Genomic DNA, 15,529 nt, shown 5'->3' on the forward strand with positions numbered 1-15,529 from the left:
GCTCGGCACATTGTGTTGCTTTCATTGAGAGGACTATTGTAATGGGCTTTTGAGTAACAAGACACCATGAGTAGGAACCTCAGCATCGGCAATTGTTTGTTCTTTTTGTTGCCATAACTCAGTGGCGCTTTTAATTGGTAGTAAAGCAGCGATCGATTTTGGGATGGTTTGCGTTTGATCAGAAACATTGAAAATGGCATAGTAGACGGCTGTGTCGCTCAACGCCTCCCAAATGATCCACTCTTGATCACGATAGAACTCTTTTTTCGTATGGATTCTTCGATACATTTCTAAGACTTCAGTATTCGTCAATAAACGTAACGTAAAGGGATCGATGTCTGGTAAAGTACCACCGAACATCAATGGAGATTGGAAGATCGTCCATAAACTCATCAATAAGTATTGCTCGTCTTCCGTAAAACGTGTCCAGCTATCACCACCGCCACCATCAACTGCCCGAATGCCGATATGACCCAACGGCAGCATATCACAGTCAGGCCAGTTACCTGGACGGACGAAAGGTGCCCACTCTGCTGCTCGGTCAAACATGGCGTAAAGGGCGTCCCAATGATCCCAAAAGTCATCCGTCAAGCGCCACATATTGGCATGATTTTGAAAGAAACTACCATTTTTGAGGGCAGCTGGTCCGGGAGACAAAGAAAGGACGATCTCTCGACCCGATCGATCGATCGCACGGCGAATCGCTTTGATTTCTGCTTTATGGGCATCACCGTAAATTTTCGAATCGCCGATATCATCCACCTTTATAAAGTCAACACCCCAAGAAGCATATAATTCGAGCAAAGAATCATAATAAAGCTGTCCTTCAGGCAATGAAACATCGACCCCATACATATCGGAATTCCAAGGGCAGATTGAATTCATAGCAATGTCCCGTGCCCGTTTATCTGTTCCTTTGATCGGCGTATTTTGATGAACTGCTTGTCGTGGAATGCCGCGCATGATATGGATACCAAACTTCAGCCCTTTTTGATGCAGATAGTCACCAAGTTTTTTGAAACCAGCGCCATCTTTTGCTGAAGGGAAACGGTTCTCAGCAGGAATCAAGCGAGAATAGTCGTCCATACACAACGGATAAAAATCATTGTACCTTGTAGACTTTGCTTCTGGTTCGCTCCATTGAATATCCACGACGACGTACTCCCAACCATAAGCTTTCAAATGCTCTGCCATAAAATCGGCATGGGCGATCACTTCTGCTTCGGTTACAGAAGCGCCATAGCAGTCCCAAGAATTCCATCCCATTGGGGGTGTTTGTGCAAAATGTAAAAAAGACATTGATTTCCTCCTAGTACGTTTTTCTTATAGTATAGTAAGCAATAAAAAAGAGAGGGAAAGTTTTGTCTACTAGAAATAAAAAAGAAAGAAATCGTCAACGAATGAAAAAGGAGTTGATCAATGGTGTTTCCACAAGAAACAAACTATGCGAAGATTACAGCATACTATAGTGTTGCCCTTGAGCGTTTTTCCATGGATCCACATCAACACCCAGCGTGTGAGATCATGTTTGTGACCAAAGGGAAGTGTAAGATAAAGGTGCAAGATCAAGTAATTGTTCTGGAAAGAAATGATTTCGTTTTCATAAACGCGTTTGTGGAACACGCCTTACTCGTTGAAGGAGATTCCTGCACCTTACTGAATATTGAATTTCTTCTGAGTGAGACACCGTCCGGCCTTTGTGTTCGTGATGTTTTTGCATACATCAAAGGAAATGTACAATTGAATGAGCCTTACGCGAAAAGTCGCGATGTCCGCCAATTTGGACAAGCGATCAAGTCATTGCTGCAGCTGCTAATGATCGATGATACTCAAGAGCAACCGTCTGCTGAACGGCAATTTACGATCGAGCTCTTGTTTAAGCGGATGTTGATGGAATTAGCCTTTTCATTACGTACGAAAGAAACCAAACGGGGCAATTGCTATGTGAACGCTGCGGTCAACTATATTCAACAGCATTTTGATGAAGATATTCAAGTCTCCCAAATCGCAGCGGCTGTGGGGATTACGAAAGCCTACTTGCATAAACTCTTTCATGAGCAACTGGGAGTGACGGTCAACCATTTTCTCACCAGTGAGCGTCTGAAGCAGGCAGCATTTTTACTAAGCAATAGTCAGCTGCCAATCGTCGAAATTGCCGCTCAAGCAGGATTCAACAGTAGGCAGCACTTTACCAATACCTTTAAACAGAAAAAAGGCATGAGTCCTAAAGTTTATCGTCAAATCTACACCCATCAAATCAAAGAAGAAGCAGGACAACATATATTAGGGGAACATACAGCTTTTTTAAGAATGAAGTAAAGACAGATAGTTAGAAAGTGTGAAGCGATTGAAGATAAAAATGAAACTTATGGTAACGATCATTATTGCGAATGTCGTTACTTCGTCACTGATCATTCTCTTTTTTTCTAATACCGCGAATAAGATCATTGATAAAAATATGGAGATCCAAGCGAAAGAGATCGAGGTCTCTATTTTACGTAATATCCATACGATCAGTACGGATCTTAATCATATCAATTATAAATTGATTATGGATGGCTACGACACGTTGAAAGAGGCCAGTGAACAACCACGGATTACGAGAGACACCTTTGAGAGCATCAAACTGACCATGGAATTGAAGGAGATCGTGGAACCATTGTATCAATTTCAACCTTATTTGCTGGGAATGGCGATTTATTCCAAAGAAAATCGGTTGATGTCGTTTGGGTTAGTTGATCCAGTTGTTGAAGAAACGTTGATTGGTTACACCAATGAGGCCGCTTATGCAAGAGAAATTGATGATTCGACTGTTTATATCAAAAATGAAATCAAAGTCGGACAAGTAGTCCTAGGGCACTTGGTGGGATTTCTTCATACAAGCGAGTTTCTTAATGATCAATTAGAAAACCTCCCAGCTGGGACGCAGATCGCCTTGTTAGATCAAAAGCAAACGGTGCTTGCTGAAGTTGGCACCATTGATGAAGACCAAGCCAATTTGTATGAGAAATCATTCTATAGTGAAGAAGTCGAAGCGTGGTTTCATCTCCCTCTCCCCAAAAAACCATTTTTGGGACCGTTGACACAGAATTTGCGACTGATGATTTTCCTGTGTATCGTGATCGTCAGCATGAGTATTTTTGTGGCTACGCTGATTATATTAAAACTGTCGAAACGAATCGATCAATTAAACCAAGCAATGGAGCGGGTCAAGAATAAGGACTTATCGACCACTGTTGAGATTCAAGGAAATGACGAATTAAAACAAATGAGTATAGTCTTTAATTCGATGGTTGCCAATATCAATACTTTAATGGAAGAAAATAAAGCCAGAGAAAAAGAGAAAAAAGAAATTGAAATCGACTTTCTACAAGCTCAAATCAACCCCCATTTTCTGTCCAATACGCTAAACTCGATTACCTGGATGGCTGAATTACAACAGGCTAACAATATTGCCCATCTTTCGAAATCACTTGTATCATTGTTGCATGCCACGATGTATAAGGGACAAGACTTGATTCCTTTGTCTGAAGAAGTAGCCCATGTCAAAAGCTATGTGTCCATCCAAAAAGTTGCCTATATTGATAGCTTTGATGTTCATTGGGCGCTTGATCCAGCGATTTTATCTTGCCGTATCCTTCGATTTATTTTGCAACCCATTGTTGAAAATAGCATTTTGCACAATTTTGTTGGAACGAATAGCGAAAAAGGGCAAATAAAAATAAGTGGAGAAAAAAAGGGAGATAAGCTTTGTTTAATGGTTGAAGATAATGGCAATGGACTAACAGAAGAAGCGATAAAACAGATAAATGAGCGAGAAAAAAGCAATGGAAAACACTATTCGAAAATTGGTATCCATAATATCGATAAACGAATCAAGCTCTACTATGGTCCAGACTATGGGATCACATATGAAACAGAGTTAGGGGTTTATACCCGGGTCATTATTGAGCTTCCTATGATTGGAGAAAAAGACGATGAAGAAAATAGCCCTCTTAGATGATGAGTTGATTTCACGCAACAAAATAAGTACTATTTTACAAAATTTCCCTCAATTTGAAATTGTACTCAGTACGGCAAATCCTTACGAGTTGTTAAATTATCTGGAGATTTATTCTGTAGATCTCATTTTTTTAGACATGAATATGCCAATTATGAATGGCTTAGCCTTTTTAGAACAATTGGAACTGATCGATCGCACGACTAAAGTGATCGTGATGAGTGGCTATGCCGACTTTAATTATGCGAGTGGTAGCATGAAATATGGAGTCGTTGACTATCTTTTGAAACATGAATTGAGCGAGGAAGTGATTTCGGAAGCGCTGAAAAAAATCAATTTTTTTACAGACGAGCCAATGGCTGCGCCTGCTTACGAGACACCCTCTCTACGAGACTTTTTTCATGGAAATACAAGCTTCTTGATGCAACAGTATCCGCATTTTGTAACTGAAAAAATGGTAGGACTTGTTATGATACCTATCTCTATCAGCAAAAATGTTTGGGACAAAGAAAAGTATAAACGAAAAGTGAGTGCTGTTTTAGAGCAATTGATTTTAGACACAAAGAATGAAACCATAGAAATGCTCTCTTTCGTGACTGATGATGGGAAGCTTTTTATGCTTTACTCGTTTGCAAAAATCAAATCCTATAAAGCGATCAATGATTACTTGGAAACGATCAAAACCAAGTGCTACCATGCTGCCAAGCGCTTACTAGATGTTGAACTTTTTCTCCTGCGATCCCCAGTAAGCAATCAACTGTCGGAGGTATTAGAACTATTTAAGAGCGATGAACGAATCTCAGATTTACTCTTTTTTTCACGTCCGAATGAGTTGCTGCATTTTTCAAGCCAAGAATGCAGCAAAAACGTCTTTCAACAGCATGAGATCGCTTTGTATCTAAAAAAAATCTATTTTTATACCAAATACATCGAACCAGAGAACATCGAATATTATAGTAAAAAACTGTTTGAGTATATAAGAGAAAAACGGGTCGCACGTTCGCTGGCCTTAGAGCTAATTGCACAAATTGATTTTCAAATCAGTTTAGCGATGAGTAATAGCTTTAGACAGCCGATGGAAACGATGATTCAAATCAATTATTATCAACAGTTCGATACGTTACTAAGAATCGAAGCAGATTTTTTTGAAGCCATTTCATTAAGTGTAAAAAATTTCCAAAAAGAAGTCTTTAAGCCTGTTGACGAGCCGGTAAAAAAATGTATTCTTTATCTTCATCAACACTTCAAAGAACCGATCAGCTTGCAGACCTGCGCCGAAGCGATTGATTTAAATTATTCCTATTTAAGTAGGGTGTTTAAGCAGCAATGGGGACAGTCTTTTTCAAAATACTTGTCTGAGTTGCGGATCGATTATGCAAAATTATTGTTGAGTACCTCGTCTTGTAGTGTCAATGAAGTCGCAAGGCAAAGCGGATTTGCGAACTATAATTATTTTTTCCGTGTTTTTAAAGAACGTGTAGGAATCTCTCCATATCAGTTTAACCGCAACATTATGGACTATGAATGAAGCGGATCATGTAAAAATGGTTGGCGAGTAAAAAAAAGAGAGTAGAAGTAAAAATTGTTAATAAAAGCGTTTTCATTTCCGACGTTATACTTAGTGTAACAAGAGTGAAAGGGATGAGAAAATGAAAAAATTAGGTTTGGTGTTTTGTTCCGCAGCATTGATCGGATTGCTCTCTGGATGCGGGGGAGGATCTTCAAGTGAGGGAGATGGAGAGTCGTCAAGCAACCAGTTAAATGTTTTAGTGGTAAAACATGGCTTGACGCAAAAGAACAAAGATATTGAGTGGTTGAACAAACTAGAAGAAGAACTTGAGCTGACCATAAAGTGGGAGGAAGTTTCCGCTGATTGGGATCAGAAAAAAGCCCCAATGTTGGCTTCTGGAGATATTCCCGATTTGATTCTGGGACCAAATGTTGTGACGGATGCGGAATTTGCGAAGTTTCCTGGCTTGTTTACCGATTTATCTGATCACTTAGATGCCCTGCCAAATGTTCAAAAGATGTTTGAAGAAAAACCAGAAACAAAAGCACTTGCTACTCAACTGAATGGAGAGATCTATGGCTTACCAAAATACCAGCGTTTTTGGCCTAAATCTGCTTCTCGTCAATATATCAATCAAACGTGGCTGGACAATCTTGGGTTAGACGTACCTGAAACATGGGATGAACTATTCGAAGTGTTGGTCGCATTCAAAGAAAACGATGCGAATGGAGATGGGGATGCCAGCGATGAAATTCCAATGGATTGGAGTCCAGTTGGAACCGGCGGTTTTGGCTATTTCCAACCAATGCAGCTTTTAGCAAGTACGGGTATCGTTGTTTCTGAAGGAGGAAATACCGGCTACTTTGCTGAAAATGGACAGGTAGGCAACTTCTTTGTTGATGAGCGTTACAAAGAAACAGTGGAATTTTTGAACAAGTGCTGGGAAGCTGGCTTGATTAATCCTAAGGCTTTTTCTCAAGATTATAGTGCCTATCAGTCCACTGGTAGAGGAGAAGGCGAGACGGCAAAAGTCGGTTTTACTTGGGGCTGGGAAGCTTCAGACCGATTTGGTAATCAGTTAACAGATCAATATACATCAATGGCACCATTGATTCAAAAAGCTGGAGTGGAACCGACATGGAGCTATGAAACCTCGCTTAATTATGGGGTAAACTTTGCCGTTGTTTCCTCTCAAACCAAAAATATGGACGGAGCCTTAAAATTCGTCAATGCGCTATACGATCCAGAAATCGGAATCCAAGCATTGTTTGGGTCATTGGGCACTAACATCGAAAAAGACGGGGACACTTACCGCGTCTTGCCACCTGCAGATGAAAATGTCGATCCAGGGACATGGAAGTGGACAACAACTTGGGCGGACAATAGTCCAATGTATATTTCAGACGCTCTTGATGTCGAACTTGGCGCAGATATGAAAGCGAATGAGGTCCAAGATGAAGTGTTGCATCCTTACGTGGATAAAATCGTTCCTGAAGAACAAGTAGTACCATTCAATCTCTTGAAATTTAGTAATGAGGATGCCACAACACTAGCAAACAACAATACAACGATCCTCAATGAAGCAATGACAAAATTTGCTAAATGGGTGACAAAAGGCGGCATTGAAGATGAGTGGGAGCAATATGTCACAACCTTGCAAAATAGCGGCTTAGATCAAAATATCGAGATCGTTCAAAAAGGATTTGATCAATATTACGGGAATTAAGTGAGTGGTGAGGCTGGTCAGAGTTGAGTAAAGCAATCGCAAGTTCATGCTTGATTAACAAAGACCAGCCATTTACCTAAATCTATCAAAGGAGTGAAGATCATGGACACAGTTCTCGTGAAAAAAAATAATCGGCTACTTTCTCATTTCAGGCGACAATGGCAGCTATGGTTGATGGTTTTACCGGCATTAGCGATCATTTTGGTTTTTAATTACATACCAATGTATGGTATCCAACTAGCATTTCGGGAATTCGATTTTACGAAGGGACTCACTGGTGGCGAATTTGTCGGTTTCAAGTATTTCCAACAATTTTTCGAAAGCCCGATGTTCCAAACCGTGATAGTCAATACGTTGCGGATCAGTGTGACAACGCTGATTTTTGGGTTCATTGCCCCCATTTTATTGGCATTGATCATCAATCAAATCAGAAACCCTAAAAGAAAAAAAGTCATGCAAACTGCGGTTTATTTACCTCACTTCATTTCTACGGTCGTGATGGTAGGGATATTGCAAGTCTTTCTTTCACCAGAAACAGGTGTTTTAGTCAACCTCTTGAACTTGGATTCTTCTGTCAACTTAATGGGGAGCGACAGTACGTTCGTGCCCGTCTATGTTATTTCTGAGGTTTGGCAGCACTGTGGCTGGAACAGCATTATTTACTTAGCGGCACTTTCGAGTATCGATACGCAACTCTATGAATCAGCAGATATCGATGGCGCCAATCGTTTTCAAAAAATCCTCCATGTTGATATACCAGCATTAGTGCCAACGATGGTTATTTTGTTGATTATGAATATGGGTGGGGTTTTAAATGCTGGCTTTGAGAAGATTTTCCTGATGCAAAATAGTTTGAATTTGAGCGTCTCAGAAGTCATTTCTACGTATGTGTATAAAATTGGGATCTTAAACAGTCAATTTAGTTATTCAACAGCGATCGGGCTATTCAATAACATCATTAATTTTCTCTTTTTAGTTTTAGCAAATGGTCTTTCGAAAAAATACACGAACCGTAGTTTATGGTAAAGGGGTGGCTATATGAATCTATCACTAACAAACAAACCTAAATCAGATCTTCTTTTTAACCTAGCGATCATCATACTTTGCTTGAGTATCTTTTTGATTGTCGTCTATCCGCTCTTTTTTGTCGTCATCGCTTCAATTAGTGATTCCAACATGGTTTCTAAAGGATTAGTCACACTCTTTCCTAGGAATATCAGCTTTTTTGGTTTTGAAAAAATTTTACAAGATGCTAGGATCTGGACGGGCTATCGCAATACCTTGATTTATACGTTAGGAGGAACGGCGGTCAATTTAATTTTTACTTTGCCCGCAGCTTTTGCCTTATCGAGAAAGGAATTTAAACCTCGAAAACTTTTGATGTTTCTCTTTACCTTTACGATGTTTTTCAATGGTGGCTTGATCCCTACGTATTTACTTTATCGAGATGTGGGGTTGATCGATAGTATGTGGGTCTTTATAATTCCCTCAGCAGTCAATGTCTATAACTTGATCATTGCAAGAAGCTTTTTTGAGACAAGCATTCCGGATAGTCTCTATGAAGCAGCCGCTCTAGATGGTTGCTCCTATGCAAAATTTTTTGTTACTGTGGCGCTACCGCTATCCAAAGCAGTCATTTCTGTAGTGGGTCTTTACTATTTGGTCCAACATTGGAACGATTTCTTTACAGGACTCGTATTTATTCGCGACTACGAAAAACAACCTTTACAGATCGTTCTGCGAGATATTTTACTATCAAATCAAGCATCTGCAGGTGGTGCGGGCGCTTTGGGTGATGGCTACGGACAACAATATGCAGATCAGATCAAATATGGCGCCATCATTGTTTCGACCTTACCGATTTTGGTGATCTATCCTTTCCTACAGAAATACTTTGATAAAGGAGTCATGATTGGTGCAATGAAAGGGTGAGTACATGAATAAGCTAGTCGATTTACATGTGAGCATTGGGAAAAAAGGCTTACTGTTATTTCTGTTACATTGCTATTGGCTGCTGTTTACCTTATTCGGCTTAGTTCTTTTCGGACTATTGCCAGCAACCAATGCGGTTTACGAACTTTGCAATGATGAAAAATATCAAGAAGCAAATGCGATAAAATTGTTTCAGTCCTTTGCAAAAAGCTTTCGAAAAAACTTTTGGAGAATGAATCGATTAGGACTCTTTATCCTTCCTTTAGCAGCCCTTTTTTCGATTGACTTGATGCTAATGAGACACTATGTCTTTACCGAATCCGATACAACCGTTTATTTGTTGATCCAAATTCTGATAGTGATTAGTCTCCTTTTTTTAGCCAATCTCTTTTGGTTTTTTCAACACGAACGAGCTTGGAAACCCATGCTTAAAAAAAGTTTGATTCTAATGCTTGGCAAACCTGGATTGACCGGTCAAATTTTCGTCCTTATGGTCGGGATCAGCTGTTGCTACTACCTACTACCGGGTTTATTCTTCGTATTTGGTGTTACACCGCTGGTTTATTTTCAACTTAATTTGTTTAAACAAAAAGATGCGTATGTCTTTTTACCTGAAAAAAAGCATACGACTGTCTAAGCTCGTACATTTACCATAAAATCTCAAAATAAAAGAACAGGAGAACGAAATGAAAGAATTCGCATTAAACAAGATCCAGCTCACGGACGAGTTTTGGCAAGGATACCAAGAGCTTGTTCGCAAAGAAACGATTCCTTACCAATACCAAGTCCTAAATGATGAAATCGATGTAGATGTTCAAGCAGAACGGGAAGATCCCAATTTGCCAGCTGGGAAAAGCCATGCATTGGCGAATTTTCGCATCGCTGCAGGGCAAATGGAAGGGGAACATTTTGGCTGGTTTTTCCAAGATAGTGATGTCTACAAATGGATCGAGTCGGCTGGGTATAGCTTGTTGAATACTAGCGATCCGCAATTGGAAAAGACAGTAGATGAAGTGATTGACTTAGTTGCTGCTGCGCAAGAAGCGGATGGCTACTTAAATACCTTCTTTCAATTGACCCGACCGAAGTTAAAATACCGTCAGCTGTATTTCAGTCATGAACTTTATTGTGCCGGGCATCTAGTCGAAGCGGCTATCGCTTATGATCAAGCAACAGGCAAGGATAAATTACTGACCGTGGCAGAGAAAAATATCGCCAATATCTGCACGTATTTTGGGCGGGAGCCTGGAAAAATTCAAGGTGCTGATGGCCATCAAGAGATCGAATTGGCTCTGGTGCGTTTGTATGAATACACCGGTAAACAAAACTATTTGACATTCGCTGATTTCTTTCTTGAAGTACGTGGGGAAGATCCTGCCTTTTACGAAAAAGAAATCTTGAAAAACCAAGCGGATGGCTTATCGGATGAAACGCCAAGGGTAGACCTCACCTATTTACAAGCCTACGATCAACCTAAAAAGCAGCATGAAGCCAAAGGTCATGCGGTACGAATGCTGTATATGGCAAGCGGGATGGCAAAAGTCGCCCAGCATACCCAAGATCAAGAATTGATCGATGCTTGTGAAGCGATTTGGGAAGACATCGCCTGTAAGAAAATGTATGTGACCGGTGGCGTCGGCTCAACCGTTCACGGGGAAGCCTTTGTCGGTCCCTATGATTTGCCAAATGATACGATGTATTGTGAAACCTGTGCAGCCATTGCATTGGTCCAATTTTCTTTTGAGCTGTTCAAACTAACCAATGAACCAAAATATTTAGCGACGATGGAACGAGCGTTGTATAATAGCGTCCTTTCTGGTGCGGCAATTGACGGTAAACACTTTTTCTACGTGAATCCTTTGGAGGTCAATCCCCAACGAGATCAAGAAAATCCTGGCAAAGGTCACGTCAAAGCCCAACGACCCGATTGGCTCGGTTGTGCGTGTTGTCCGCCCAATTTTGCACGGATGGTCGCTTCGCTGCAGCGCTTGGTTTACACTTGCGATCAAGAGAAGCTTTACGTGAATTTATTTGTAGCAAGCCGTTTAGAAGAACCTGATCAATTTACGTTTGAACAAACGGGCGGGTTTCCTTTTACAGAGGACCTCACGATTCGCTATCAAGGCATTCCAAAGACGCTCATCATCCACAAACCTAACGGACTAAGTAAGTTTCAAATCGATAGTGAACACGAATGGCAGGAGACGAACGAGGCAATCATCTTTGAGGCAGTCGAAAACGTGACGGCCAATATCCGTTTTGAACAACCATTGCAAATCTTGCGTGCGAATCCTCAAGTTATTCAAGACATCAATCAAGTCGCATTGCAACGTGGTCCCTTCGTGTATTGCATAGAAGAAGCCGACAATGGTCAAGCACTCTGGCGTTGCCGCATCGACCCACAGGCGCTGGAGGCGACCTTTTCGAAAGAGGATACGTTGTTGCCAACTACTTTACGTTTGGCGATCAAAGGCTACCAAAGCGAAGAATGGTCGGGAACAACCCTTTACGAAGAACGAGCGGAAACGGTCATACCTCGTACGTGGCAACTGATCCCATACCATTTATGGGGCAATCGGGGCATAGGCGAAATGCGCGTCTGGCTGCCGCTCGTTGGAAAGAAGTAAGAAGTAAGCAGGGCCAAAGAGCTTCCCTAAAAGGAGGCTCTTTTTTTCTATGTAAAAATAACGGGGAAAGTTCGCTGTATATGAGTACGTTATTGTATTTTTGATGTACTCAATCAGGTACGCTATAATTATATCAAGAAAAGGAGGAGTGGCAATGGCTAAAACAACGATGAATCCTAGCACTGCTCGTAAAAATTTTTATCAGTTATTGAAAGATGTAAATGAAAACCATACTGAAATTGAGATTATTAGTGATCGAAGTGGAAACAATGCGGTGTTGATTGGGCTAGGAGACTGGAGAGCGATTCAAGAAACCCTTTTTCTTGAGCAAACAGGTACTCTAGAAAAGGTACGAGACCGCGAAAAAGACGACAGTGGCTTTACGGATATCGATGATATTGATTGGCAAGCTCTTTGATGAGGAGCGATACGGTCACAATCAAAAACTCTGCGAAAGTGGATCTAAGGAAAATCAAACAATCGAATTTAAAAAAACAGTTTGAAGAAGTGATTCAGGCCTTGAAGGAAGATCCATATATGCCCACGCAGTTTTTTGAAAAGCTGAGACCTGCACATGAAGGCAGATATTCACGTAGGCTGAGTAGGCAACATCGAGTGGTTTACAAAGTTAATGAGGAAAATAAAGTTGTGGAAATTTATTCTGGATGGACACATTATGAATGAATTGTGAAGAGCTGATTATTTAGCTAGTTGACCAAGAGCTTCCCAAAAAGGAGGCTCTTTTTTTTCTAAACTCAACCTTCTTGGATTTGTTGCATGATTTCTTTAATTTGTTCCTATATTCCGGTCTTTGAAAGCGTTATCGTTTTAGTGTAGGAATGTTGGCGGGTTTATGTAAAACAAGGAGGAAGAAGTGTGACAAGGAAAATCAGTAAAGTTGGCGTATCTTTGTTGGTATTGGCAGCGGCAACGGCAATCGGTGGCTGCACCCAAAGTGAGGCGAAGACAACTGGAAAAGTCGTTTACCAAGAAACAGCCAAAAGTACGTTGGAAAAAGCGATGGACAATCAACCGGAGTCGTCTTATTGGTTCCCAGAGGATTTGTTGGCATGGTCTTTTGAAAAAGATCCAGATGCGAAATACAATACCAGCGTTGTTCCATTAGCGCAGCGGGCAGCTAAAGAGACGTTGCCGAAGATGAATGACACGCAAACGGCAGAAACCAAAGTCGTGGCGCTTTCGATCATGAATAGCAGTACGAGCGGCAATGCACCACGTGGGATCAATACCTTTGATGCCAATGTCTTTTCTTATTGGCAATACATTGATCAATTGGTTTATTGGGGCGGCTCTTCTGGCGAAGGGATCATCGTACCACCAAGTCCTGATGTGACAGATGCTGCTCATAGGAATGGCGTGCCGGTTTTAGGAACGATCTTCTTTCCACAAACTGCCCATGGTGGGAAGTTGGAATGGCTAAATACGTTTTTAGCTAAGGATGAGGATGGCAATTTTCCGATCGTAGAAAAAATGATCGAAGTTGCCAATACGTATGGCTTTGATGGCTGGTTCATCAATCAAGAAACCGATACGGCGGTCACTAGTTTTGATGATGCAGCGGAAGGTGTCGAACAATCGGGGGCTGATGGTAAAGGACTAAATGAAAGCCACGCCAAAGCGATGCAAGAATTGATCGCCCAATTCAAAGAACAAGCCGACGAGCATTTAGAGATCATGTGGTATGATTCCATGACGAGTGATGGGAAAATGGATTGGCAAAACGCTTTGACGGATAAGAACAAAGCCTATTTGGTGGATGCAGAGATGAACCCATTGGCAGATAGTATGTTCTTGAATTTCTGGTGGACCACTGACAAACTGGCGGACAAGGAGCTGTTGAAGGCCTCCAATGAAAAAGCCCGTGAAATCGGTGTCGATCCTTACGATCTTTTTGCTGGGATCGATGTACAAGAAAATGGCTATTCAACGCCTGTGCGCTGGGATCTGTTTACGGATGAAAAAGGCGTTCCTTATACCTCATTGGGCCTGTATGTACCTAGCTGGACCTATTCTTCTGCTAGTACGCCGGATGATTTCCAAAGCAAAGAGAATGCTTTTTGGGTCAATAACACAGGCGATCCTCGGGAAAGCCAGCTGCCAGAAGCGACAGAGTGGCCTGGGATCTCCACCTATGCCCTGGAACAGACCGCTATCACAGAGCTGCCTTTTGTGACGAATTTTAGTCTGGGGAATGGCTACAACTATTTTATCGAGGGAGAAAAAGTGTCCAGCCGCAATTGGAACAACCGAAGCTTGCAAGCTATTTTGCCGACCTATCGTTGGGTCTTTGACCATGGAAAAGACAATGATTTGGCTGTATCAATCAATTATGCGGATGCCTATAATGGCGGAAATGCACTGAAACTACGTGGACAGATGACAAAAGGCAGTACCAGTCACATGGCATTGTATCAGACAGCATTTCCTGTGACGAAAAAGACGAAGCTGACGACGACTGTCAAAGCAACGGTACCGACAGCTCTTGATTTGGTCGTGACTTTAGCTGATGGTTCAACACAAACGATCAAAGGAGACAAAGAGGTCGCAACAGACTGGACGACGATCACTTACTCATTGAAAGACATCAAAGGGGAAGTGACAGCGATCGGTTATGACATAACCACGAAAGAAACCAGTGATGTCTATGAGTTGAATCTAGGGCAATTAACGATCGGAGATCAGAAAGCGGAGAAATTCGCTGCCGAAGCATTGACGGTGGAGGATGTGCTCTTTGATGAAGAAGAGGGCAACTATGCGGGGGTCCGTTTAACGTGGGAAGCTGCCAAGGACAAGACAGCTGCGGTTTATGAGGTCTACCAATTGAACGATGACGGCTCACGCTCTTTCTTAGCAGCTACGCCAGCAACCAACCACTATTTGAATGCCGTTGAACGACCAAAAGGGACGAAAACCAAGTTCGCGGTGGTGGCAGTGGATCGCTATGGCAATCGCGGCAAGCTATCCGATACGGTGGAGATCACTTGGCCGAACAATCAGCTGCCAAAAGCAGCCTTTACAGCCTCTAAAACTTTAGCGGCACCGGGGGAAACGATCACCTTCACGAATACCTCATCTGCGAATGCCGAAGCATTTGAATGGACGTTTGAAGGCGGCGATATCACCAGCAGTACAGAAGAAAATCCCCAAGTGACCTATTCGGAACCAGGTACCTACAAAGTCACGCTTGTTGCCAAAAACGAAGCAGGAGAGACCCCTCTGGAAATGGCGGGATTGATCACGATTTCTGCTGATGCGCCGAAAGAGTTGCTGCTGCTTTCAAAAGATGCCGAAGCAACTGCTTCATCGTTTGTCAATGATGCCGAAGCACCGGCTTTTGCCCTCGATGGTGATTTGAGTACGAAGTGGTGTGCGACAGGCAATGCGCCTCATGAGTTGATGATCGATCTCGGTCGACCACAAACGGTCAGTGAAGTACGCGTCTCCCATGCGGAGGCTGGTGGAGAAGGCCCAGACATGAATACGCGGGCGTATACGGTGCTCGTCAGTGAAGATGGCAAAGACTATGAGCCAGTTTCACGAACGTTGAAAAATGAAGCCGGCAATAGCACCAATACGTTTGCCGTCCAGAAGGTGCAATATGTAAAAATCAGTATCGATAAACCAACACAAGGAGCAGATTCGGCAGCCCGAATCTATGAAGTCGAAGTATACGGAATGGATAAATAGCGAAAAAGAGCAGGGCGTTAAACCTA

General features: G+C 41.9%; 12 protein-coding genes. 11 read left to right on the forward strand and 1 reads right to left on the reverse strand.

Translation table 11 applies throughout. From position 1 onward, the window contains the following. Positions 1-33: 33 nt before the first annotated feature. On the reverse strand, positions 34-1,299 hold the full coding sequence (locus IGI82_RS02295) for an alpha-galactosidase (RefSeq protein ID WP_438841748.1): 1,266 nt from the start codon (positions 1,297-1,299) through the stop codon (positions 34-36). A 120-nt stretch (positions 1,300-1,419) separates the two neighbouring features. On the opposite strand from IGI82_RS02295, the gene IGI82_RS02300 reads away from it, so the two are divergent. The 11 genes from IGI82_RS02300 to IGI82_RS02350 all read left to right on the forward strand — a co-directional run bounded on the left by IGI82_RS02300 (position 1,420) and on the right by IGI82_RS02350 (position 15,503). Next, on the forward strand, positions 1,420-2,319 hold the full coding sequence (locus IGI82_RS02300) for a helix-turn-helix domain-containing protein (RefSeq protein WP_060792630.1): 900 nt from the start codon (positions 1,420-1,422) through the stop codon (positions 2,317-2,319). Positions 2,320-2,359: 40 nt separating this feature from the next. Then, positions 2,360-4,003 (forward strand): sensor histidine kinase, encoded by a 1,644-nt coding sequence (locus tag IGI82_RS02305; protein ID WP_438841749.1) that lies wholly within the window; start codon positions 2,360-2,362, stop codon positions 4,001-4,003. Next, positions 3,978-5,528, forward strand: coding sequence for a response regulator transcription factor (locus IGI82_RS02310; RefSeq protein WP_016609624.1), 1,551 nt, complete (start codon positions 3,978-3,980; stop codon positions 5,526-5,528). Before IGI82_RS02305 ends, IGI82_RS02310 begins: the two co-directional genes overlap by 26 nt. A gap of 121 nt (positions 5,529-5,649) precedes the next feature. Next, positions 5,650-7,236, forward strand: a complete 1,587-nt coding sequence (locus IGI82_RS02315; RefSeq protein WP_115231671.1) for an extracellular solute-binding protein — start codon at positions 5,650-5,652, stop codon at positions 7,234-7,236. Positions 7,237-7,338: 102 nt separating this feature from the next. Continuing rightward, complete coding sequence (locus tag IGI82_RS02320) at positions 7,339-8,262, forward strand: ABC transporter permease (RefSeq protein ID WP_060792628.1); 924 nt, start codon at positions 7,339-7,341, stop codon at positions 8,260-8,262. Positions 8,263-8,274: 12 nt separating this feature from the next. Continuing rightward, a complete protein-coding gene (locus tag IGI82_RS02325) occupies positions 8,275-9,168 on the forward strand; it encodes a carbohydrate ABC transporter permease (protein WP_016609627.1) in 894 nt (297 codons plus the stop codon). Positions 9,169-9,172: 4 nt separating this feature from the next. Beyond that, entirely contained in the window at positions 9,173-9,805 is a 633-nt protein-coding gene (locus IGI82_RS02330; protein ID WP_115231672.1) for a DUF624 domain-containing protein, read from the forward strand. A 49-nt stretch (positions 9,806-9,854) separates the two neighbouring features. Next, positions 9,855-11,795 carry a glycoside hydrolase family 127 protein gene (locus IGI82_RS02335; protein ID WP_438841750.1) on the forward strand — a complete coding sequence of 647 codons (1,941 nt, stop codon included), beginning with the start codon at positions 9,855-9,857 and terminating at the stop codon, positions 11,793-11,795. 154 nt (positions 11,796-11,949) lie between these two features. After that, positions 11,950-12,213 (forward strand): type II toxin-antitoxin system Phd/YefM family antitoxin, encoded by a 264-nt coding sequence (locus IGI82_RS02340; protein WP_010748737.1) that lies wholly within the window; start codon positions 11,950-11,952, stop codon positions 12,211-12,213. After that, a complete protein-coding gene (locus tag IGI82_RS02345; protein ID WP_016609631.1) occupies positions 12,213-12,479 on the forward strand; it encodes a Txe/YoeB family addiction module toxin in 267 nt (88 codons plus the stop codon). Before IGI82_RS02340 ends, IGI82_RS02345 begins: the two co-directional genes overlap by 1 nt. 192 nt (positions 12,480-12,671) lie before the next feature. Further along, positions 12,672-15,503 carry an endo-beta-N-acetylglucosaminidase gene (locus IGI82_RS02350; protein ID WP_438841751.1) on the forward strand — a complete coding sequence of 944 codons (2,832 nt, stop codon included), beginning with the start codon at positions 12,672-12,674 and terminating at the stop codon, positions 15,501-15,503. Positions 15,504-15,529 lie beyond the last annotated feature (26 nt).

The sequence above is a fragment of the Enterococcus sp. AZ067 genome (assembly GCF_051715005.1).
Lineage (GTDB): Bacteria > Bacillota > Bacilli > Lactobacillales > Enterococcaceae > Enterococcus_D > Enterococcus_D casseliflavus.